General features: G+C 40.8%; 18 protein-coding genes. 7 read left to right on the top strand and 11 right to left on the bottom strand.

Translation table 11 applies throughout. The features are described 5' to 3' along the window. Positions 1–132: 132 nt before the first annotated feature. Positions 133–1,476 carry an MATE family efflux transporter gene (locus B9T19_RS05890; protein ID WP_094567661.1) on the bottom strand — a complete coding sequence of 448 codons (1,344 nt, stop codon included), beginning with the start codon at positions 1,474–1,476 and terminating at the stop codon, positions 133–135. 421 nt (positions 1,477–1,897) lie between these two features. Here B9T19_RS05890 and B9T19_RS05885 point away from each other — a divergent pair, with 421 nt between their 5' ends. From B9T19_RS05885 to B9T19_RS05875, 3 genes are all read left to right on the top strand, one after another. Continuing rightward, positions 1,898–2,188 carry a co-chaperone GroES gene (locus B9T19_RS05885; RefSeq protein ID WP_094567660.1) on the top strand — a complete coding sequence of 97 codons (291 nt, stop codon included), beginning with the start codon at positions 1,898–1,900 and terminating at the stop codon, positions 2,186–2,188. Positions 2,189–2,345: 157 nt separating this feature from the next. Then, positions 2,346–3,989 carry a chaperonin GroEL gene (gene groL, locus B9T19_RS05880; RefSeq protein WP_094567659.1) on the top strand — a complete coding sequence of 548 codons (1,644 nt, stop codon included), beginning with the start codon at positions 2,346–2,348 and terminating at the stop codon, positions 3,987–3,989. A 289-nt stretch (positions 3,990–4,278) separates the two neighbouring features. Next, on the top strand, positions 4,279–4,827 hold the full coding sequence (locus B9T19_RS05875; protein ID WP_094567658.1) for a hypothetical protein: 549 nt from the start codon (positions 4,279–4,281) through the stop codon (positions 4,825–4,827). A 169-nt stretch (positions 4,828–4,996) separates the two neighbouring features. Here B9T19_RS05875 and B9T19_RS05870 read toward each other — a convergent pair whose 3' ends face one another. The 9 genes from B9T19_RS05870 to B9T19_RS05830 form a co-directional block, all read right to left on the bottom strand. Further along, the gene (locus B9T19_RS05870; protein WP_094567657.1) at positions 4,997–5,995 is read right to left on the bottom strand and encodes a linear amide C-N hydrolase; all 999 of its coding nucleotides are present in this window, start codon (positions 5,993–5,995) and stop codon (positions 4,997–4,999) included. Between the two features lie 44 nt (positions 5,996–6,039). Next, positions 6,040–7,695, bottom strand: a complete 1,656-nt coding sequence (locus B9T19_RS05865) for an MFS transporter (RefSeq protein ID WP_094567656.1) — start codon at positions 7,693–7,695, stop codon at positions 6,040–6,042. A 415-nt stretch (positions 7,696–8,110) separates the two neighbouring features. Continuing rightward, positions 8,111–9,520, bottom strand: a complete 1,410-nt coding sequence (gene ppnN / locus B9T19_RS05860; RefSeq protein ID WP_233146805.1) for a nucleotide 5'-monophosphate nucleosidase PpnN — start codon at positions 9,518–9,520, stop codon at positions 8,111–8,113. Positions 9,521–9,955: 435 nt separating this feature from the next. Beyond that, entirely contained in the window at positions 9,956–12,139 is a 2,184-nt protein-coding gene (gene yccS, locus B9T19_RS05855) for a YccS family putative transporter (protein ID WP_094567655.1), read from the bottom strand. Positions 12,140–12,235: 96 nt separating this feature from the next. Continuing rightward, positions 12,236–12,844 (bottom strand): 5-formyltetrahydrofolate cyclo-ligase, encoded by a 609-nt coding sequence (locus tag B9T19_RS05850; protein WP_094567654.1) that lies wholly within the window; start codon positions 12,842–12,844, stop codon positions 12,236–12,238. A gap of 141 nt (positions 12,845–12,985) precedes the next feature. Then, positions 12,986–13,555 carry a single-stranded DNA-binding protein gene (locus B9T19_RS05845; protein ID WP_094567653.1) on the bottom strand — a complete coding sequence of 190 codons (570 nt, stop codon included), beginning with the start codon at positions 13,553–13,555 and terminating at the stop codon, positions 12,986–12,988. Positions 13,556–13,788: 233 nt separating this feature from the next. Then, the gene (locus B9T19_RS05840; protein ID WP_094567652.1) at positions 13,789–14,535 is read right to left on the bottom strand and encodes an SPOR domain-containing protein; all 747 of its coding nucleotides are present in this window, start codon (positions 14,533–14,535) and stop codon (positions 13,789–13,791) included. A gap of 53 nt (positions 14,536–14,588) precedes the next feature. Further along, positions 14,589–16,307 carry an arginine--tRNA ligase gene (gene argS, locus B9T19_RS05835; protein ID WP_094567651.1) on the bottom strand — a complete coding sequence of 573 codons (1,719 nt, stop codon included), beginning with the start codon at positions 16,305–16,307 and terminating at the stop codon, positions 14,589–14,591. A gap of 177 nt (positions 16,308–16,484) precedes the next feature. Next, the gene (locus B9T19_RS05830) at positions 16,485–17,069 is read right to left on the bottom strand and encodes a ProQ/FINO family protein (RefSeq protein WP_094567650.1); all 585 of its coding nucleotides are present in this window, start codon (positions 17,067–17,069) and stop codon (positions 16,485–16,487) included. A gap of 170 nt (positions 17,070–17,239) precedes the next feature. On the opposite strand from B9T19_RS05830, the gene B9T19_RS05825 reads away from it, so the two are divergent. The 3 genes from B9T19_RS05825 to B9T19_RS05815 all read left to right on the top strand — a co-directional run bounded on the left by B9T19_RS05825 (position 17,240) and on the right by B9T19_RS05815 (position 20,854). After that, positions 17,240–18,232 carry a peptidylprolyl isomerase gene (locus tag B9T19_RS05825; protein ID WP_094567649.1) on the top strand — a complete coding sequence of 331 codons (993 nt, stop codon included), beginning with the start codon at positions 17,240–17,242 and terminating at the stop codon, positions 18,230–18,232. 314 nt (positions 18,233–18,546) lie between these two features. Next, positions 18,547–19,329, top strand: coding sequence for a 16S rRNA (adenine(1518)-N(6)/adenine(1519)-N(6))-dimethyltransferase RsmA (gene rsmA / locus B9T19_RS05820; protein ID WP_094567648.1), 783 nt, complete (start codon positions 18,547–18,549; stop codon positions 19,327–19,329). A gap of 46 nt (positions 19,330–19,375) precedes the next feature. Beyond that, a complete protein-coding gene (locus tag B9T19_RS05815; protein ID WP_094567647.1) occupies positions 19,376–20,854 on the top strand; it encodes a Ppx/GppA phosphatase family protein in 1,479 nt (492 codons plus the stop codon). A 127-nt stretch (positions 20,855–20,981) separates the two neighbouring features. On the opposite strand, the gene B9T19_RS05810 is transcribed toward B9T19_RS05815, so the two are convergent. Then, on the bottom strand, positions 20,982–21,908 hold the full coding sequence (locus B9T19_RS05810; protein WP_094567646.1) for an HAD-IIA family hydrolase: 927 nt from the start codon (positions 21,906–21,908) through the stop codon (positions 20,982–20,984). Positions 21,909–22,152: 244 nt separating this feature from the next. Between B9T19_RS05810 and B9T19_RS05805 the strand changes: the two genes are divergently transcribed. Next, positions 22,153–23,496 (top strand): MATE family efflux transporter, encoded by a 1,344-nt coding sequence (locus B9T19_RS05805; RefSeq protein WP_233146804.1) that lies wholly within the window; start codon positions 22,153–22,155, stop codon positions 23,494–23,496. Positions 23,497–23,682: the final 186 nt, after the last annotated feature.

The raw sequence follows: 23,682 nt of genomic DNA, 5'->3' as shown, positions 1-23,682 counted from the left end.
TTGAAGAGCGACATATAGAGCAACATATTATTATTGAGAAAAGCACGTATTAAACGTGCTTTTTTTATATCACTATTTTCACTATTTATAATGGTGACTTTTAGGGACTTTTCGAGGCTTCTAGAGCTCTTTTTAATGCTCAATCCAGCCTTCCTTTTGTTCAATTTGGTAGGTGAAATAGATCATAATAATACCTCGTAACAGCATAAAGAGGAGGAATGAGAGCCATAATCCATCATTGCCAAAAGGGGTTAGTAGAATACCGATCGGTAAAGCGATTATAAAAGCGCCTATCATTGCATTGCGCATCTCTTTTGCACGCGTTGCGCCGATAAAGAGGCCATCTAGAAGATAACTCCAAACACTAATTAAGGGGAGGAGTGTTAGATAAGGAATTAGCGGGTAAGCGCTCTCTCGGACAGCATCGATATTGGAGATCAGGTTGATAAATTGATCTCCCCATAATAGAAAGAGAAAGAAGAAGAGTAGTGTGATTATCAATGCCCAGCCACCGGCGACGACCATGACAGATCGTAATTGGTCTCGGCTCTTTTCACCAATTGCTCGGCCTGTTAATGCTTCGATAGCATGAGCAAATCCATCTAAGAGATAGGAGAGAATAAAGAGACCATTGAGAATAATCATATTTGCGGCAACAATATCACCGCCGAGCCGGGAGCCTTGTAGTGTTACTAAAAAGAAGGCAAGTTGTAGTGTTAAGCTACGGATAAAGATATCTCGATTTACAAAGATTAAAGATTGCCAGTTATGCCACTTTTTAAGAGGTGAGAAGATCCACTCTCCTCGATTTTTTAGCAAGATTTTTGGCAAAATAGCAAGGCCGACAAGAAGACCAAAGTATTCAGAAATTACCGCCGCTTTAGCAACACCTGTAATACCGAGATTGAGTTTTAAGATAAAAAGTAAGGTTAAGAGAATATTAAGAATATTGGTGGCTAATAGCATATAGAAGGGAATACGAGCATTTTGCATTCCTAAAAACCAACCGATTAAGGCAAAATTGATCAGTGCCGCCGGAGCTCCCATTAATCGCCAAGAAAAAAACTGGGAGGCGCCGTCATAAAGAGCAGGTTCGGGATCGATAATTGAAAAAGCGAGTGTTGTAATCGGGAAGGCTAGAAGTAGTAGGATCAGTGCTAAGAGAAGCGCTAAGAGAATGCCTTGAATGAGGATTAGGCGAATCATTCCTCCATTTTTATGGCCATAAGCCTGTGCGGTAAAGCCCGTTGTTCCCATGCGTAGAAAGTTTAAGATAGCGATTAGAAAGAGATAGATACTGCTGCCAATACCGACACTTGCCATCTGATTTGCATCATTCAGATGACCTACAATCATGGTATCAACTGTCCCTACCAGTGGGACAGAGATGTTTGAAAGGATCATCGGGAGCGTTAAAGCCCAGACTCGGCGATGAATGGTAAGGTTATTCCAAGCTAAGAAGAGGTTTTTTCCCATATTTTATCGGCTCTTATAATCGATTTCATTACTATTGCGATGTTTATTGAAATTTATTTTTGAAAAAAATTTGAAAAAGATATTAAAATTTTTCCAAGATGTGTTGCGCTGGATTGAAAAAGGAATCTTATCAGAGAATCTATTAGGACGCTGAAGAGGGGGTTCTAAAATCGCTTAATTGTTGATCATTTATTAGTCAAAATTGAAAAAAAGAGGGGGGAAAGACTTGAAACTCTTTTTATTGACCCCATCAATTAAGACGTAACTCAGGCTAGACCTTATAAATAAGCCTCTGCTAGGGCAAGTTAGATAAGGTTTCTGATAATAACAATTGATAAAACATCATATGGAGCGTTAATTGACTCACTTTTAAGGTAGCAATTAACAATCATTTAATGAATCTTTTAATGAGGAATAGACTATGAAATTACGTCCTTTACATGACAGAGTAATCATCAAACGTGAAGAAGAAGAGCTTAAAACTGCAGGTGGTATCGTTCTTCCAGGAACTGCTACAGAGAAACCTTCACGCGGTGTCGTTCTTGCTGTAGGTAACGGTAAGGTATTGGCAAGTGGTGAAGTAAAGACTTTAGATGTCAAAGTTGGGGATAAAGTTCTTTTCGGTAAATTCTCAGGTTCTGAAGTAGAGGTCGCAGGCGAAGAGCTACTCGTTATGCGTGAAGATGAGATCATGGCGGTTATCGAGGGTTAATAGCTTATAACGTAGATGAGACTCTATTTACATAGATATAGAGATGATGTTCTTATCACTTATTAGATTAATTCAACCTCTAACTGATCATAGTTAACAGATCAAACTAACAGATCAAAGTTATAGAAGAATTTAAACATAGAAGGAATTAATAGATATGGCTAAAGAAGTACGTTTTGGTGAAGACGCTCGTAAAAAGATGGTTGCAGGTATTAATACCTTAGCAAACGCAGTAAAAGTAACGCTTGGCCCTAAAGGTCGTAACGTTGTTTTAGATAAGAGCTTTGGTGCACCTGTTGTCACAAAAGATGGTGTTTCTGTTGCGCGTGAAATTGAACTTGAAGATAAGTTTGAAAATATGGGCGCACAGATGGTTCGTGAAGTCTCTTCAAGAACTGCAGATACAGCAGGAGACGGTACAACTACAGCAACTGTCTTAGCACAAGCAATTGTTCGTGAAGGTATGAAAGCTGTGGCTGCGGGGATGAATCCGATGGATATCAAACGTGGTATCGATAAAGCGGTAGCAGCGGCAGTTGAAGAGCTTCGTAATATCTCTAAACCATGTGAAGATGATAAGTCAATTGCTCAAGTCGGTACGATTTCTGCAAACTCGGATGCGGAAATTGGTGAAATTATTGCAAAAGCAATGCAGAAAGTAGGTAAAGAGGGTGTTATCACTGTTGAAGAGGGTTCTGGTTTAGAGAACTCACTTGAGACTGTAGAAGGTATGCAGTTTGATCGTGGTTATCTCTCTCCTTACTTCATCAATAATCAAGAATCGATGGCCGCTGAATTAGAAGACCCATTTGTTCTTCTCTGCGATAAGAAGATTGGTAACATCCGTGAGATGATCACTATCTTAGAAGAAGTTGCAAAAGCAGGTCGTCCTCTCTTAATCATCGCAGAAGATGTTGAAGGTGAAGCTTTAGCAACACTCGTAATCAACAACATGCGTGGTATTGTGAAGGTTGCCGCTGTTAAAGCTCCAGGATTTGGTGATCGTCGTAAAGCGATGCTTGAAGATATCGCTGTATTAACAGGTGGTACTGTAATCTCTGAAGAGATCGGAATGAGCTTAGAAAAAGCAACAGTAGCTGATCTTGGTATCGCAAAACGTGTTGTAGTTGATAAAGATACGACAACAATTGTTGATGGTAATGGAGATAAGGCTGCGATCGATGCGCGCGTTGCTCAAATTCAACAACAAATTGTTGAAGCGACATCTGATTATGATAAAGAGAAACTTCAAGAGCGCGTTGCTAAACTTGCAGGTGGTGTTGCTGTTATTCAGGTAGGTGCCGCAACAGAAGTTGAGATGAAAGAGAAGAAAGTACGTGTAGAAGATGCGCTTCATGCAACTCGCGCCGCTGTTGAAGAGGGTATTGTCCCAGGTGGTGGTGTTGCTCTTGTTCGTGCATTAACGCGTATTGCTGAGCTTAAAGGTGATAACGATGAGCAGGATGCGGGTATTCGTGTAGCACTTAGAGCGATGGAAGAACCACTTCGTCAAATCGTTACGAATGCAGGTGAGCCGGCGGATGTTGTTCTTAATGCGGTTAAAGAAGGTAAGACTGATTCCTTCGGTTACAACGCAGCAACAGGTGAATATGGCGACATGGTTGAGATGGGTATTTTAGATCCAACTAAAGTTACTCGTTCAGCAATCCAAAATGCGGCTTCCGTTGCCTCTTTAATCATCACAACAGAGTGTATGATTGCAGACCTACCAAAGAAAGATGGCGGTATGCCTGATATGGGTGGTATGGGCGGCATGGGTGGAATGCCTGGCATGATGTAATATCACTCTAATCCCTTTCTTATTCGGGATAGATTAAAAAATAAGAGTAACTTAAGTAGAAGGGTCGCACGATGTGCGGCCCTTTTTTTTAGAGTGTAGAAAATTTCTTTATAGCGGAGGATTATTCAGGGAAGAATGAAAAGAGATACAAGATCTTATTTTGTAGTTTTATAGAAGTGTGGGGGAGTATTGGTAATTTTAATAAATTATCAGTTAATTTTTACGCTACAATGAGGTAATCGATAGCCACTATAGCTACATCATTTTATTAACATTAGGAGAATCAGTAATGAAGAAACTCGCTCTATTATCCCTTGCACTGTTGATGACAGGTTGTACCGTCGCCAACTTTCAATATACACCAGAGGGTGAGTCGATCGCTGTTACAGAAGCGGAGAGAATCCCAATGCACTTAGGAGATGTCTCTGTCAATATTGCATCAAATGCACCGAGTGATGACTTCTTCTTTAATTTAGAGAATAAAAATCATTTTGAGGCAGAATTTAAATCGACGTTTGCAAAAGCGCTTCAAGAGAGCCTCGATCAATCACAGCTCTTTAATGGTACGAAGCGAGAAGCGAACTTAAAAGCGACGGTGTTAAAATTTAGCCAATTAAGTATTGGATTACATTTCCCAACAATTATGGAAGTCAATTATCAGCTCGTTGATGCGACGACAGGAAGAGTTCTATTTAATCAAGATATTAGAACTGAGGCGGAAGCACCTTTAAAAGTCTCCTATCTTGGAACGGCAAGAGCGATCGATGCTCGTAATTTAACTGCACAGCAAAATATTCGTCAATTGTTAGAAGCTCTCAAAAAAGCAAATATTCGATAGCCAATCATCTAGCAATTAGACCATCTAATTTGTAGAGTAGCCTGATGGCTATTTAAGGGATAGAAAAGAGCTCACTTCAAATTGAAGTGAGCTTTTTAATTATCTATATCAAGCAGATTGTAAAGTATACAGATAGATATACAGGTAATACCATTACGAGAGGTCTGATTTATGCCTCAATAAAGGTTGTGTGTTTATCTAGTGGATGAATAATCTTCTCTTTAGAATCGAAATCAAAATCGGTTAAACGATGGCGATGAATGTTGAGTTCTAAGTGTGATTTGATGTAATACTCTAAGGTATTGCTATCCATTACTGCTGTATAGAATGTGATTTCACATTGGCTCTCTTTAGGCGCATTGTGATCAACTGTAGAGCCTAGTGGAAGATCAAAGTTATTGAGGATATGAAATGCTTGATTAACTGCTTTTGCACTCGTCTCTTGTTCTGGCATATTACCGGCAAAAAATGCAGCTCGAACGAATCGTGCTGGCGGAGTGAAGTCTCCCGGAATGCCCGCAAGTCCAGTTCCTTGACCAAACTTAGTAAATGTTGTGTCACGTAATGTTACAGAATCACTATTAACGGGTGAATTATTCACGTAATTACGTAAGTTGGTTAAGTGCCATTGAAAATCAGGGGAGTTTGTCATCACACCCACAGGGTTATCGTGGATATAAAGCGTTTTATCTTGAGGTTCAATAACAATAGCATTGCCCGCCTTATCAAAGAGCGCATAGTGAAGTGGAAGGGTAAATCCTAACGCTTCCTGTACAGATTCAATTAATTCTACATCTTTAATAAGCGCCTTTACCTCATCGATATCTTTACAGTTACCCAGAATAAATGAGAGGAGATTCTCCGGACCTAGACTATATTTCTTAGTCCCAGATGCTTTCTCTTGGTAGCTAGCATAACCCGGAAAGTAGTTGATACTTCCCATCAGACCATGTTCATTAATACCATCATTGACACCATTAAGATCTAGGAAGTTAGATCCCATAAAAGCATACTGCGTTGTGAGCTTATCTCCTTCAGTACCACTATTTTTTACAATCTCATATTGGCGAGGGAGAAAAATTGTGGTGAAGTTAAGGTCAAAACCAAATTCCATGGTTCTTCCGGCGATAAGGCCTTCTTTAGATCTAACGCTGATAGCTGTACACATATTGTATCTCCTTATAAAATTATCGATTATGAATAGGAATAGGATTAGGATTGAATTGATGATTGAGTCTTTGTTGTGGGTACCTCTTCCTCTTTATGGCGACTAATGTGTCGGGTTGTAAAGAGTAGAAAGAGTAGAGCGATTCCGGCAAGGATATAGAGAGCATTTCTTGAAGTCTCTAATCGAGCATTCGCATTGATTTTTAATAACTCATTGATATCTGTTTGTGGAAGCTGATGTTCTTTTAAGAGTTTTTCTAGGTTGTTGTTGCTCATAAAAGTAATTCTATTTTCCGTAACAAATTCAGCAGCAACGGGAGAAATAGTTTTATCCTCTTTTACATGTTGCATAACATTAGCAGGATTACCAAAAGTGAGATATGTTCCTAAGAGGGCAACTCCAAATGCTTGTCCCACATTTCGAGCCGCAGCTTGAATACCACCCGATTGTTGCGCATCCTTATTACTAATTGCTTCAGCGACAATAATTGAAGCTTGGGAGGCGACCAATCCAAGGCCGGTTCCTAAGATACCAAGACCGATATAGAGCAGATAATTGGTTCCTGTTGGTGTTAGCCCCATCGCCATAGGAAATGCGGATATTAAGATTGCAAGATAACCGACTTGCACCGTCGCACGGCGATTGATGTTGGGGTAAAGTTTAGGAATACCCATTGAGAAGATCACCATTGCAATTCCCATAGAGGACATTGCGATCCCGGTATCTGCCGCGCTATAATCGGCTACTTCAAGGAAGTAAGGGTTGATAACAATAACGATTGCAGCGAATGCTAAGAAGGTCATGGCACTTGCTAATATTCCAGAAAATGCACTCTTATTTTTAATAAATGAGCGAGGAATGAGGACTGTGCCATAGCGATCTTCTTCTTTACCTTCGACTCTCAGCAGAATATAGAGAATAATGGCGCCGAGGAAGATAAGGGGGATTGCCGGGGAGTAACCTGCAATATCAAAGGGCGCATCAGGAAGAGCGGTGAATAGGCCCCAATTGCTAATTTTGGAAAGACCAATGATAAGAGCAAAGAGACCTAAAATAGCTAAGATACTTCCTTTTGAATCGAAATGAATTTTTAGATTGTTTTTAGGGAGTGTGGGAATGGTAAAGGTGCCTAAGAATATTAAAGCAAAATAGGCAGCAAGACTGGCAAAACTGATACGCCAACCAACTGTATCAATTAAAAATCCTGCGGCAATAGGAGCAATAATAGAGGCAATTCCAGTCGCTGCACCGATAGCCCCAAAGGCTACGACTCGATTTTTTCCTTGATAGAGCGCCGGGATGATTCCTAATACAGATGGGATCATTAAACTGGCGCCGACACCTACAAGTACACGACCCACCCAAGAAAAGATAAGCATATTCGGTGATAACGATACAGCAAGCTCTCCGGCAATAGCTAAGATCAAACCGATTCTAAAATTTAGCTTCCAACCGATAATAATACCTAATAGTCCGCCCACAATCATCAGGGCACCAGCACACAGAGAGTAGATTGTATTAGCGAGAGATATTTCGCTCATATCAGCACCTAAGCCCTCTATCAGTGCAGATGTCGCAACACTTAAGATGCTATTATCTCCCGTTGTGCCAATTTGGGTTAAAACAAGGACAATAAGCACTAAGCCACTAACTTTTGGAAGCATGTTAGTAGGTGGTGCTTGTGAAGTGATATCTTTCATAAACCCCTCTTTTTATCAAAAAACAGATCTATATTTTAAGGAAAATAGAAAAATCTAATATTTTTGTAAATAAAATTAATATGTTATTTTTCATTATATCATTATTGCAATAAGTTTATTTTTATGACCTATCAATTTGATTTGCAACATTAACACTATGATTTTGTTTGAAAGATATTTGTTGATTGGACAATGCATACTATTATGAATAGTTGTGTTTAATATTTTGTAAATTTAAATATAAATTTTTATCAAATTAAACTCATTAAACTCATTGAGCTTAGGTGGCTGTGAAGTTGGAGTAGAGATAAAGTAGAGATTAAAAAACCTCAAAGGTAGATATCACTTTGAGGTTTCGCTATTTAGAAATCTTATCAATTGGTCGGCAGTATAAAAATTGCCTCTTACCTATTTTCTATCTTCGAATGGTATAGCAAGGTGTATATTCCGACCCTGGGAGTTTCATTCGTTGTTGCTGAACAAACTCTCTTAATAGTTGGTCGATCATCTCCATTAGTTCAGGATCTCCCGATAACTCAAAGGGACCATGTTCCTGAATTGCTTGAATACCAAATTCTTTAACGTTTCCTGCAACAATGCCGGAGAAAGCTTTGCGTAGGTTAGCGGCTAATTGTGCTTTAGGTTGATCGAGATGAAGATCGAGCTTTGCCATATTTTCATGCGTTGGGATAAAAGGTTGCTGAAAATCTTTAGGAATAGTGAGTAACCAATTAAAGCAGTAGGCATCACCTCGTAATTCTCGGCACTCTTTAACCTGTGGCATGGATCGTTTCATTTTGCGAGCAACTGCGGCGGGGTCATCGATAATTATTTCATAAAGTTTCTGTGCTTCTTCCCCTAATGTTTTACTAATAAAGGCATCTAGCGTTCTAAAGTAGCTTTCACTCTCTTTAGGTCCTGTTAAAACGAGGGGGAGGCAGATATCTCTATTTTTAGGATGGAGTAGTAAACCTAAGATATAGAAGAACTCTTCCGCTGTTCCTACGCCCCCAGGGAAGATAATAATGCCATGCCCAAGGCGGACAAAGGCCTCAAGGCGCTTCTCAATATCGGACATAACAATCAATTCATTGACGAGAGGATTGGGAGGTTCCGCTGCAATGATAGAGGTTTCAGTGATACCGATAAAACGACTCTCTTTATTCGATTGGCGAGCATGACCCACTGCTGCACCACGCATAGGTGCTTCCATGGCACCAGGGCCACATCCTGTGCAGATATTAAGATGGCGAACTCCTAATTCTTGGCCTACCGCATATCCATATTCATACTCAGTCTCATTAATTGAGTGCCCACCCCAACAGACGATAATATTAGGATCTTGATCTGTGAGTAAAGCATTGGCATTTCGTAAAATCGCAAAGACAAAATCGGTCGTTAAAGAGTTACGTTGATTCTCTGAAACTTTAATGAGTGAACCGGTATCATTTCCATTTTTATATTCATGATAGAGCGATGAGACAGAATCGATAAAGAGGGTATCTCTTAAGACAGAAAAGAGATTGCGTCGAATCACATTGGTTAATTTACCATCTACAAAGACCTCTTGTGGAGGATTGAAGAGGCGTAGCTTAATACCCCTCTCTGTACGAATTAATTCGATATCATAATCTTTATATTGACTGGCAATGAGCTGAGGATCATCGGTTTTGCTACCAGTATTGAGCACAGCAAGTGTACAGTTTCTAAAGAGAGGGTAGAGCTCCCCTTTTGCTGTCTTTTTTAAGATAGCGCTCTCTGTATGTGAGATCAGATCCATCGATCCTTTTGGGGGATAGATATCGTATCGAATACGGTTTGGCATATATACAAACTCCTTTAGGAATAGGACTCTAAAATAGGACTCTAATAGTTGGTAGATTAAGAGTGAGTACTTTTTTTCGCTATCAACGCTATCGATGTTATCAGCATGATTAACTTTATTAATGACAAACGCATAATGAGTAATGACTTAAGGATGGCATCACAACCAGGTTGAACAGGATTGAGCTAGATGAGATTGAGCTAGAGGCTAATAAGTTCACTCTTCATTATTCTCATTAAATCATGCTCATTCAATTATTATCACTCACTTTTGATAATTCTTTTAATACCAATTTTGATTAAAGTTTCTAATTAATAACACCTTTTAAATAACACTTTTTACTTTTCGATTTTATACTTTTAACTGTTTTAGTTTAATAGTTCATTGTATCACTAAGTATTGCATCCTTAATCTCTTCTACCGTGATTAAATATTTTAAGCTTTAAAGAGTGCCTTAAGATAGGAGGGGAGTGTTCGAAGTAACAATGTTAGCTGCTGGAGTAGTAGGGCGGAAGCTAAATCACTTCGATTTTGATCCTGTTGTTGAACGATCTCTCTCTTTAATTGGCTATAGGTTGGCTGATCAAATTGTCGTTGTTGTAATGTTTGAGTAATAAAGTTGGCAGTTTTATCTAAAAGTTGTAGGACTTGTTGATTCTCAATTGCGGAGCGATGGGCACCAAGAGCGGAGAGGTATCCTAAAAAGGTATTGTTGAGGCAGAGATTGTGAAAGAGCTCTGAGAGTGCAGCTTCATCTTTCCCTTTAGTTTCTGATAAGGAAGCAAAGAGAGCGGCTAATTCACTATCAGCCTCATTGGCTCGAGCGCGTGTTGAGAGATAATTTAAACTATCATGTCGCCCCTGATGATATTGCTCTTGAATTTCCCTTAAGTATTCACTATTTTTTTCGGCGACTTTCTCATAGGCATGTTGAATATTATGATAGCGCCAATCTGGAAGAATGAAGCGTGCAGCAAACCAAGCAATTGCACAGCCAATAATGGTATCAATTAAGCGCTCTGGAGCAATAAATGCATAGTCATTGAGGTTAAAACTGATCAAGACCATAATCGTAATCAGTGCTGTTGTAAAGGAGTAGCCTAGAGCACTTAAGCTGAAAAAGAGTGTGCTACTTGCAATGACCATTAGGACCTGCAATGACGTTGAGGGTGAAAATTGAAGAAAAAGTAGTGTGAATAAGACACCAATAAAGGTGCCGGAGAGCCGTTTTAAGATACGACTTTTGGTGACAATTACATTAGGCTGGCAGACAAAAATAGCTGTTAAGACAATCCAATAGATGCGATTGGTGACAGGACCATTCCCGAGTAGATGGGTATTAGCGAGATTAATTCCCCAGATTATGAGGTAACCTACCCCCATGACAAAGCCCATTCTGACGGCATGACGAAAAATTTCTGACTCTTTAGTTAAATGGGCATTGATGGTTTGATAGATATTGAGAAGTGAGTCTTTCAGAGACACTATTTTGCTGCTCTTCTTCGTGGGACGTAGCGCTTTAATCTCTCTTTGAAAAAGCTCTGAATCTGTTAAACCGCTCTCCATCTTAAGAAGGAGAGTATTGATCTGTTTGAGGTTATGAAGGATATTTTCGATCGAGATAATAATCTCGATTGATGCGGCATGATCTTTTTTGAGTCTTAATGTGGTCTCTTCAAGACGGCTCGTGATGCGCGAGAGATATTGTGGATAGAGATACTTTTTTTTATGAAGTAGAGCTTCGGCCACCTTTTGAGCCGCATTGCCTTGCTGCATCATGACACGCTGATAGCGAAAGAGTAGATCACTATAGAGAAATTCTTTATGCAGAATCTCATATTCTACATGGATAGATGATGCGCGCTCGTAGATCGCTTGTGCTACAAGGTAGTAATTGAGAAGTTCTGAATAGGGCTGATTAGATTGCTCATTCTGTAATCGTCGTATTAAAGCACCCTTAATACTATTGAGGCGCGTTGTTAATGTTTTGCCGGCAATAGAGAGTTTTAATTTCAACTTTTGAATGCTCTCTCCCTCATCAGGGTCGAAGAAGCGTGCTTTAAGTTCTAAAAAATGGGCCAGGTCACGATATGCTTCTCCCAATGATTCAGTAATCGGACGGGCAGGCCAGATCAGGTGAAATAGTAGAGAGATCAGATGATACCAGAGTGCGCCAGTTAGCAGTGTTAATGGTTGAATATACCAAGCTCGATCTGGTTCCAGAGTGAGCATGGCATAGACCATTAAGACTAAAGTTCCAAAGGCAGTTGTTGCATAACGCTCTCCTAATGCACCTAACATGATCAAGGCGCTTGTTCCTAAAGTACAGAGGAGGAGAAAGAGAGGTGGGTAGGGAAAGAAGAGCTCGACGGTTGTAGCTACTAGAAAGAAGATGAGCAGAATTAAGCCAATATTTTTAATTCGGCCTTTAATATGGTCATCTAGATCAGAGAGTGCTGCCGCTACAGCGCCTAAGATAGGGGAGAGTTGAAGATCGCCGGTCAGTGCCATAGGGATCAGTACAACGCCCACCATAATGATCAATATCTTGAGACTATAGAGAAGATAATTATTATAAAAAGGAGCCATAATTTTTGTGAGGGCTAACATTCTATTCATCTCATAATCTCCATAGCGAGGGGAAGTGGCTATTTTACCACTCTATTGTCCGGTCGTATCTCTCTTCTTTTAGCCTTTCATTCCTGCTCTTCTATCTTAGAAACGGATCAGCTCTTTGGGGTAGAGATAGTAATCGATAGGGATATCCCCTGGGTAACTATCCAATATCTTTTCAATAGGTGGGAAGAAGCCGACGCCAATCTTGATAAGATGGGGATAAGTTTTAAAAAATTGATCATAAAAACCGCCCCCATAACCGACGCGATGTCCCTTTATATCACAGGTTAAAAGGGGGGTAATAACTGTTGTAATAGAGTTGATCTCTTCCTCGGTTAAGGGGCTATAATCCTCAGTCGGCTCAGGAATACCCCAACGACTAGTTTTTAATTTGGTTTCTGCTGTTAATGGGATATGTTCAAGCGCTCCTTGCTTAACTCTTGGAACGGCAACTCTAATATTGTATTGCCAAAGGTGTGGGAGCAGAGGACGCAGATCGACCTCTCTTTGAGCTTCTATCGGCAGGAAGAGATGGAGATGTATTGCTGAGGGTTGCTCACTTTTGAGATCGATTAAGTAGCTCAAAAGTTGCCGGCAAATCTCTTGTGAATATTGCCGATATTGATCATCTGAAAGGGCTCTTCTTGCATTGCTGAAATAATCTCTCAGTTCTGCTTTCTCTGCGCTGTAGGGAGGATCGATCTTCATGATAGGTTGCTCCTTTTAAGACTTAGAAAGAATCTAGAAAGAATCTGGAAACGGGATGATAAGAGGGGACAAGAAAAAGCCTAGCATATAAGGGCTAGGCTGTTTAAGCTTATTATCGCACTACTTATTCTTAGGTCTCGCCTAGAATGGGATATCATCATCGAAATCATCAAAGTCAGCCATTCCACTTTCTTGCTGTTTGGGCTGATTAAATCCTTGACTCTGTCCTTGATTTTGGCTCTGGTTATAGCCTTGGTTTTGTTGTGGGCGAGGTGCTTGTTGTGATCCACCATAAGTGTCTTGTTGCGGTGCTTGATTAAAGTCTTGGTAACCAGAAGATGCGGCAGGACCTCCAAAGTTATTGCCACCGCCACCACCGCCGCCTAACATCTGTAGCTCATTTGCATTGATGTCGGTAGAGTAGCGCTCAATACCATTTTTATCGGTATATTTATTAGTCCGAAGAGAACCCTCTACATAGACTTGGCTTCCTTTTTTAAGATATTGCCCAGCAATTTCTGCTAAGCGACCGAAAAAGACAACGCGGTGCCATTCGGTGCGCTCTTGCTGTTGTCCAGTATTACGATCTTTCCAACTCTCTGATGTTGCAACAGAGATGGTGGTAACAGCGCTACCTGCAGCAGTGTAACGGACATCAGGGTCATTACCGAGACGACCAACAAGAATAACTTTATTAATTCCACGAGACATAGTAAAAACCTTAAATCATGTAATGAGTATAAATAGTATTGTATTGTTACACTATACGCTATTTATGCGTTATTTTAAATTTATTGGGTGACAATGAATATGATTAGATCATCAACTATTATCAGAGTGTAATTATTCTGATAACAGTTTGATAACAGCTTGATATTTGATAAAAATCCCTTCTTATAATCGATATCGCTTGTCAGCGATAAGCGTAGTAGAGAGAAGATTAATTAGGGTCTAACCTCAATAAAGGGGATTCTCTGTTCATCGAGGTTCCGCTTTGTCTGTGCTAAATCTCTCGGACTAAATGGGCCAATTTGAACGCGGTAAACGGTTTTCCCATTAACGGTGACTTTATTGACTGTTGGCGTATACCCCATCGACTCCAATTGTGATTTATGAATATTTGCTTCAAAAGTAGAGGAGAAGCTGCCGGTTTGTAGCTTTTTCTGAACACCTTGATCGCGATCTGGCTCAGGAGCAACATATTCGGAGACAGAGAGTAACTCAAGTGCTAACTCATTTTTGATCTCTTTATCCACCGATTCATATCCGGAGGGTTGGCTGATCAATTCAAATTTAAGAGGCTTTTTCTCCTCTTTGGGGATCATCGGCACTTCACTAAGGTTGCGCCCGCCAATAGTCTCTTCTCCTGCCATATGGAAGGAGCGATTAGCGAGTTGCTCATAGAAAGAGAATTCCGATTCTGGAATCTGAATCTCTTCAGGAGAAAAGGGCTTTTGCTTCTCAAGCTCCCGCGCTAATGCTCGCTCTTCTTGTGCGATGCGTCGCGCCTCTTTCTCTGCTGCTTTTTTTTCTGCATGATGGGCAAAAAAGAGGGAGATCGCGATCACTGCAGCAACAATGATCACATAGACAATGAACTCCCCTCGAGTGGGAGTTCTACGGAAGAAGCGGAGAAAAGATTTAACTCTTCTCCATTGTCCTTTTATCTGTACTTGATCTATTTTTGGCATACTTTGCGCATCACTTAGGATTGAAGTTACAACGTTATATTACATCTTTATTATTACATCTTTGTTGGTGCCGAGAGACCTAATAGTGTTAATCCATTTGCAAGAACTTGTTTCGCAGCCATCAAGAGATAGAGCTTGGCATCTTGTAGCCCTTTTTCTGACTCATTATCAGTTAAGATACGAATGGCATTTCCAGATTCATCTTTTGCATTGTAATAGCTATGAACATCTGCCGCGAGCTCTTGGAGATAATTTGCGATCAGATGAGGTGCTCGATTTCTACCGGCAGTTGCAACCATCTCTCCAAAGCTAGAGAGGGTACGCATTAAGCGATATTCAGCGGTAGCTGTTAGTAGAGAGAGATGTTTTGCCGCAAATTCTGCATCAAAATTGTGATCGCGCTTCTCTCTTTCTGCCAAGATTGAGCAGATACGAGCATGTGCATATTGAATATAGTAGACCGGATTATCGCTCGATTGAGAGAGCGCAAGATCGATATCAAATTGAAGTTGAGAATCAGGATTACGTGCCGCTAAGAAGTAGCGTGTTGCATCTTTTCCGACCTCATCGATCAGATCACGTAATGTGACGTAAGATCCAGCACGTTTGGAGATTTTTACCTCTTTACCATCTCTCAATACCATCACCATTTGATGAAGGATATATTCCGGCCATCCTTGAGGAATACCGATATCAAGAGCTTGAAGCCCCGCTCTTACACGAGAGATTGTGCCGTGATGATCTGCACCTTGTTCATTAATGACAAAGCGGAAGCCACGTTCCCATTTTTTCTCATGGTAAGCAACATCCGGGACAAAATAGGTATATCCACCCTCTTTTTTGCGCATAACGCGATCTTTATCATCGCCATATTCTGTTGTCTTTAACCAGAGCGCTCCCTCCTCTTCATAGGTGACTCCTTTCTCAATTAATCGCTCAACAACGCGATCAACAGAGCCATCTTTATAGAGAGAGGACTCTAGGTAGTAGACATCGAAATTGATGTCGAACGCTTTAAGGTCTAGATCTTGCTCCCGGCGAAGATAGGCAACGGCAAAGTTACGGATATTCTCTAGATCTTCAGGATCACCCGATGCGGTGATTTCGCGATCATCCGCTGCAACGCTCTCTTTTGCTAGATAGCTCTTTGCGATATCGATAATATATTCCCCGCGATAACCATCTTCAGGCCAGCCCTTATCTTCAGGGGTTTTACCGTCAATGCGCGCTTTGACTGAAGCGGCAAGATTATCGATCTGAGCGCCGGCATCGTTGTAGTAAAATTCACGTGTAACATCGAAGCCATTTGCCTCAAGTAAGCGGGCGATAGAGTCGCCTACTGCCGCGCCTCGACCATGGCCGACATGGAGGGGGCCTGTGGGATTTGCAGAAACAAATTCAATCTGTACTTTTTCCCGATCGCCACTCTCGTTATGCCCATATTGTGCTCTTTTGGTAAGAACATTTTGTAGCTCGTGATGGTAGACCTCGGGTTTGAAGGTAAAGTTAAGAAAGCCAGGACCTGCGATCTCAATCTTTTCAATTTCAGGCTGCTCTCCGATTGCATCGACCATTTTTTCAGCTAATGCACGAGGATTGCTCTTAAAGGCGCGAGCAGACATCATTGCAATATTACTTGCAAAGTCACCATGGCTAAGATCGCGAGTTCTCTCAACGCTCTTATCAGCGAGTGCGAGATCGATCTCGACCTGCTCATTTTCTGCAACCTGTTGAAGGGCCTGTTTAATAATACGGATAGGAATCTGTTTCATACGTTATTTTACGTTTACTCTATTAAAATAGACACGGGAGATAGATACGAGAGAAAAAAGAGAGAGTAGTCATTAGTCCTTCGATCTTGAGTACATATCATATTGATAGGATATGTACTCAATAGAATCGTGATGAATCTAATACTACTCTTGAATACTACTCTTGCAATCTTCGTGTTATTGATTGAATTTATTGAGGAGTGATTGCATCTTCTCGTCGAGCGTCTGCTGAGGTGCTTTTTCAGCTGCTCTTTTAGGAGCAGATGCAGATGATTTTGCTGCTTTTGGCTTACGGTTTTTAGGTGCTTTTTGCGCCTGTTTTTCAGCTCGTTTTTTGGCTCTTTCAGGGTTTTTCTTTGCAAGAAGCGCTTGAATTTTTTCAACATTCTCTTTAGCAAGAGCACGATGTTCATCATCAATTGCTTCTGCTTCTGTACCATCAAGATTCGTTCTATGAGGTGCATGGACAACTGCTTGTTGATAACGAAGCTGCTTGGTATACCAAGAGAGAGCAGAGCGAAGGTTAACCGCACTAAAACCCCATTCAGTGACGATCGGAATGAGTTGCTTGTGAATACCGATCGCTAATGCTACAGGACGACCATCCTTGGGCTTAGGAAAGATATTCGGAAACTCTTCTGATAACTTCTGGAGAAGCTGTTGTGAGATTTCGATACGTTTTTGACGAGCTTCTTGCGGCGAGAGGTGAACCTCTTCTTGTGGAGCCGATGCTTCTAGTTGTGTATTATTTTCGTTTGACATTATTTCCAAAACCTAGATCTATAAAATTTTTGCTAAGGCTAATTTTATTATATCTTAGCGATAATTGCATTAAGGTGGTAAAATTCTTCTGTTTACACAAGTGTTGAGATGACTCTTTAGAGAGGCAATAGATCGATATAACTCATTGAATTTTTCAGAAGTGAGCCTTTATGAAACTGCGTATTTTATCTTTGATAGCTTTATTGTTTATATCCCTTCCAAGTGCGATGGCGCGTCTTGGAACCGTTGATGGTATCGCGATAGTGATCAACAATGACATTATCACATTATCTGATTGGCAGCGGGAATTAGATCTTGCAAAGCAAGAGATGGCCTATCTGCCACCGAATCAAAGAATGAGTGGAACAGAGCTCGAAGATCATGTTGCTCGTGTCTTAATTACGAGCAAATTTCAGGATCAATTTGCAAAACAACTCGGACTTTATGTTCAAAATAATGAAGTTGATGCCGCAATTATGGATATTGCCGCGCGAAATGGTACAGATGTTGCAACCTTAAAAGAGTATATTGCTTATCAAGGAATGGACTTTAATCAATATCGTGAAAATATTCGTGGGCAGATGTTAGCATCACGTTTACAAAATCAGGTGATCCAAGGGGTCAATATTACAGAAAAAGAGCTCGATCTCTATATGAAGACAGCGGAATTTAAGCGTCTTAAAGAGGAGATGATGCGTGCAGATGTGCCTCAACATAAAGTGAGTCATATTTTAGTTGCTGTGAATAAAGATAAGTCGGAAGAGAAAGCGTTACAGGAAGCGAATCGTCTTAGAGATCGTATTATCTCTGGAGATGGGACATTTGAAGATATCGCTCGTGCAAATTCACAAGATCCCTTCTCTGCAGCGCAAGATGGTGATTTAGGTTGGGTGGGTGTTGGCCAATTAGCACCTACTTTTGAGAAGACAATGATGACGCTTCCGATTGGTGAAATTAGTCAACCTGTAAGAACGCCATATGGTTACCACCTTATTAAGGTAGAAGAGCGTCGTAAAGGTTTCCAAGATGATGAGACCATTCGTAATGTTGCGCGTGAATTCTATTTCCGTAAGAAAGCGGGCGATACTTTTGATGAGTGGCTCAATAGAATGTTGTCGGATGTCCATATTGAGAAGCATGTGGGAACGCCAACAAAGCAATAGACAAAAATCATAAGAAAGGTCATAAAAAAGATCATAAGAGAGAGCTCCGATAATCCAGAGAAGGGTACCGGAGCTCTTTTTTATAGTCAGAATAGGGATAACCCTTTAAAATAGAGCGAGAGAGTAGGATACAATAGAAGAGGTCAGGGGCGAGTAAGGGCGCTATCTGTTTTGTAAAGTCTTCTTTTTTAAATTGTAAGAATCGTAAGCGCTCTCAGCCTTGGTAAGTATTATAAAAGTTAACATCATGCTCAAGATTGAGATTGAGATTGAGATTGAGATTGATAGTAGAGATAAAATAAAGGTTATAAGAGATGAATAAACCACAACATAAAGCCCGGAAACGATTTGGCCAAAACTTTTTGGTAGATGAGAGCATTATCTTTCAAATTGTAGATGCCATCATGCCACTGCCTGGCGACAGAGTGGTTGAGATAGGGCCTGGTCTTGGTGCGATGACGCGTCCACTTCTTGCCGCCGCAAAAGAGATGACCGTGATTGAGCTAGATCGTGATCTCATCGCTTATCTAGAGTCATTACGAGGTTTGACGGTTATTAACCAAGATGTGTTACAAGTTGATTTAGCTCAGTTGTGTGACGAAGGAAAGAAACTTCGTGTTGTTGGAAATCTTCCCTATAACATCTCAACACCTATTATCTTTCATCTACTTGCCCATGTTGAGTTGATCGAAGATATGCACTTTATGCTTCAAAAAGAGGTGATTGACCGCATGGCGGCTCAACCAGGAGAATCAGCATTTGGCCGGCTCTCTATTATGGTACAACGCTATTGTGAGGTCGTCCCACTTTTGGAGATCCCCCCTCATGCATTTGATCCTGCACCGAAGGTGATGAGTCAATTTGTACGATTGATTCCTTATCAGGGAAATCCTTACGGCATTAAGAGTGATGCGCTCTTTTTTGATGTAGTAAAGGCCGCTTTTGCTATGAAAAGAAAGATGTTACGTAATAACTTAAAAGGATTGATGAGTGAGGCAGAGATTGAAGCACTCGATATTGATCCTAAAATTCGGGCAGAAAATTTAGAGATCGAAGATTTTGTCCGTTTAAGTAACTATTTAGCTGAACGACGTTAGAGGATGGCGCTCTAAAATAGATAGCTAATGGATTAATGGAGTAGGCATGAAAGAGAATATCTATGCTGTTATTGATTTAGGCTCGAACAGTTTTCATATGGCAGTAATGCAGGAAGATCACGGCAGAATCATGGTGGTCGATCGCATTAAGGAGATGGTGCAGTTAGGATATGGTCTACTCGATGGTGGTGGCATTGATCCTGTTGTCAGAGAGCGGGCACTTCACTGTCTACGGATGTTTCGAGAGCGTTTAGTCAATATTGCTCCTCAAAATTGCCGGGCTGTGGGGACGTTAACGCTTCGAAAGATGAAAGATCCTCATTTTATTAAAGAGGCGGAAGCGGCTTTAGGTCTACCTATTGATATCATCTCTGGTCGAGAAGAGGCGCGTCTGATCTATCTGGGCGTTTCTCAATATGTGCATGTTGAGAATCAAGATCTTTTTGTGATGGATATTGGTGGGGGAAGTACCGAATTTATCTTAGGTCATCAGAATAGTATTAAATCGGCTTATAGCCGTGATGTGGGCTGTGTCAATATGACTCGCCGTTTCTTTCCTGACAGAGCTTTTACTCAGCAGGGATATGAGCAGGCGCTGATCTATATTGAGTCGGAATTGCAATCGCTCCGTTACCTTATACCGTACAAAGATGCTTATTTTATTGGGACATCTGGCACTATTAAAACAATTGGGACCTTGATCACCTATTTAGGTTTTGAGGATGAGGTGATTACAAGAGAAGCACTTAAAAGGCTTGTGCGTAAGTTTATCGCTTTAAGATCTGTTAAGAAGATTGCTAAATTTTTCGATATTAGTGAATTGCGGGCAGATGTAATCGGTGCCGGTTTAGTGATTTTACAGGCGGCTTTTAAAATTCTTTCGATTAAGCAGATGGCTGTGACAAATGTGGCATTGCGAGAGGGGATTCTTTTTGATCTTTTAGGGCGAGTCCAACAGAAAGATCGTCGAGATGAGACCATCAATAGTCTTATTACTCGATTGGGGGCTGATGAAGGGCAAGCGCGCCGGGTTGCTATCAGTAGTCTCAAATTAGCAAAGATGTTGAAGAATCGAGAAGGAGAGAAGATTACTCTCAATGAGGAGGCGCTCCGTTACCTTAAATGGGCCTCTTATCTTCATGAGATCGGTTTGTCGATCTCCCATCATCGTCACTTTCGTCACTCTGCCTATCTTGTTGAGCATGCCGATTTAGATGGTTTTAGTAAGCAAGATCAGCGAATTTTAGCCACTATTATTCGCAATCATCAACGAAAAATAGATCTTGATGATTTTATTGGCCTTCCCGAATATCTGTTGAAGGTGACACTTCTGCTTCGTGTTTCGGTCCTCTTTAACCGCGGTCGTTATTTACAAGAATCACCGACGGTAGAGATTATTGTGTCAGATAAGGAGATTGAACTCCATTTTGAGGAGAATTGGTTAAAAGAGCATCCTCTCTTTCAAGAAGATCTATCAAGTGAGCGACGTTTCTTGCGTCAAGCGGGCATTGATCTTACTTGGTAGTGAGCAGACTTTAAAGATGTTAGCGATATTAGTTCTGTTGGAATTTTAAAGAGTTCAAAGACTTTAAAGAATTTAAAGACGTTAAAGGGCTTCCCGATATTTAAATCGAGAAGCCTTTTTCTTTCGACTATCTATTTTTGATGATGAAATCGGGATAAATTTTGGATGCTTCAATATAAGGTTTTGGATCACGCCCTCGAAGAAAGCCCCAATCTGCTTTGAGCAGGGTTTTACAGCCTGCTTCATTTCCACCTAAGATATCGGTATGGAGTGTATCTCCCACCATTAAGACGCGACTTGGCTCAAACGCTCCAACCACCTCTTCAATTTTATTAAAAGCGGCTCTATAGCTATTCTGGAACGGTTTGCCACAATAGGTGATCTCAAGGTCAGGGATCATCTTAAGAAGTTCAATTGCATAATAACCCGGCTCCACTGAAAATGAGGTCTCTAGCGGTGCGCTAATATCAGGGTTTCCAATGATCACTGGACGGCGACGCTTAATGAGAGAGATGGTGAGAAGATCTTGCCATTTTTGATTCCAATAGCTCGTTGCAAGAAAGATAAAGCCATCCACACGATCGATATTCTCTTTTGAGAGAAGTACAGTATTTGCCGGCATTCGCTCAATAAAAGCGCCATCGCCCACAATCACACCCCAAGTGCCACCGGCACGTGTTAATTCAAAGTGGGGAAGTTCAAGCTCTACAGCATCTCGAGAGGAGATAATGTGGGATGCCGGAATATCATATCCTAAAGGGGGATACATTTTAGCTCGCACGTCGGTGGGATAAGATGCACCATTTGTGAGGATAAAAGCCTCTTTTCCTTCACTCTGTAAGGCCTTGATAGTATCGGGCATGTGAGGAACGGCAGTGCCTCCCACGTTGAGTACCCCAAAGCCATCGAGTAACAAGATATCAAACTGCTCCTTGATCGCAAGAAGGGAGTCGATTTGCTCCGCTGCTTTGATGGGAGCATCACTTTCAGGAAAGAGTCGGTCATGATTGTAATGAGTATCATAGAGTGACCAAACTTTATCAAAATCAAGCATTTTACACCTTTATTGCAAGAAGTCGGGTTGTCAAAAAATTAGAGCTCTACCATATCATACCTTTATGGCAATGTTTTAACATGTTACTTAAGGCTGTTGGTAGAGAATTATGAGGGATTATATTGGGTAGAAAAAGCTCTAAAATAATAATTCATCTCTATTTTATCTATATTTTATTTTTCACTATCATTTTTTTCAAAAAGCAGAGTAAACTAGAGCTATTATCAGCTACCTTGAGGTTTTTGTGCGCCGTTATAATCTTCTTGTAATTAAACTTTTTGCAAGTTATGTGATTCCTACTGTGCTTGCGATGTTTATTAGTGGAACCTATCAGATAGTTGATGGTTTCTTTGTAGGACATTTTATCGGTGTTGATGGGTTAGCTGCTGTCAATATTGGTTGGTCATATATTACCCTCCTCTTGGGGTTTGGTTTTTTAGTTGGGGTCGGGATCGGAAGCCTCTACTCTATTGCCAAGGGGGAAGAGGAGGATCAAAAAGCCCGGAAAATATTGGGGCAGGCTCTCTTTCTACAATTTGTTCCCGGCATCTTGATTGGGGTGACGCTCTATACGCTGGCTCCTTGGCTAGTGAGTGTGTTAGGTGTTTCTGGAGATACGGCAGAGATGTCGATCCTCTTTATTCGTACCTTCTCTTTTGCGGCGCCTTTTGTTATCGGTAGTTTAGCGATGCCCTTTATTGTTCGAAACGTGGGAACTCCTCTACGAGCAACGGGTTATATTGCAGCTGGGGTGGCCGTCAATATTCTTCTCTCATTTCTCCTTATCTCCTACTTTAAGATCGGCATTTTAGGTGCGGCTTTAGCGAGTATTGGTGGGGAATTAGTGGCGATGACTTTAGGGGGCTATTACGTTTTAAAACAGAGTGAAGAACGATTAAAGCTTTCTGATTTTAAGCCCGATTTGAGGTTGCTAGGCAATATTCTCTTAACCGGTAGCTCCGCCTTTTTTACCTTTATCTATATCGGCTTTATCATGACATTGCATCATAAGGCTTTGGTACTTTATGGTGGGACTGTTGCCGTTTCAGCCTATACAATCGCCGGTTATCTTTTGACGATCTACTATTTTGCTGTAGAGGGGGTTGCTAATGGTGCACAGCCCTTAATTAGTCGATTTTATGGGGAAGAGCGGGTGATGTCGACCCGTTACGTTACGCGTCTAATGGTCTATGTAGGGCTAGGAATCGGGATCATTATTACCGCTTTTTTATTGATCTTTCCCCACTTTTTTACAAGCTGGTTCACCGATGATCCACAGCTGACAGAGGTGACAGCTTACGCTTTAAGATTGCATCTAGCTGTCCTCTTTTTAGATGGGCTTTTTGTGACAGCAACAATGTTTTTCCAAGCAATTGGTGAAGGGCAGAAGGCGCTGGTTATCTCCATTGGGAACTTGATACTCCAAGTCCCATTCCTTTATATTCTTCCAAAGTATTGGGGATTAGATGGCGTCTGGTTAACGATGCCTATCGCTACAGTCCTTTTGGCAATTCCTGTCAGTATTATGTTTTATCGTCGTTATCAGCGAATAACGGATGAAGAGTTTGAAGATGAGCTAGGCGGGTAGTGAAAGAGAACAGCTCTCTATAGGAAGTTTTATTGTTGAATTTAGCTATTGATAGCTACCAAAAAGCCAATGTAACGCATCATATCTTACAAATTCTAATTCTATTATGAATTCTATTATGAATTGTATGATGAATTACATTGGCTTCATTTTGACTGATTTCTTTGATAGATCGTTTTATTGCTC

The sequence above is a fragment of the Ignatzschineria sp. F8392 genome (assembly GCF_002252045.1).
Taxonomy (GTDB): domain Bacteria; phylum Pseudomonadota; class Gammaproteobacteria; order Cardiobacteriales; family Wohlfahrtiimonadaceae; genus Ignatzschineria.
This window is presented reverse-complemented; position numbering and strand designations above follow the sequence as displayed.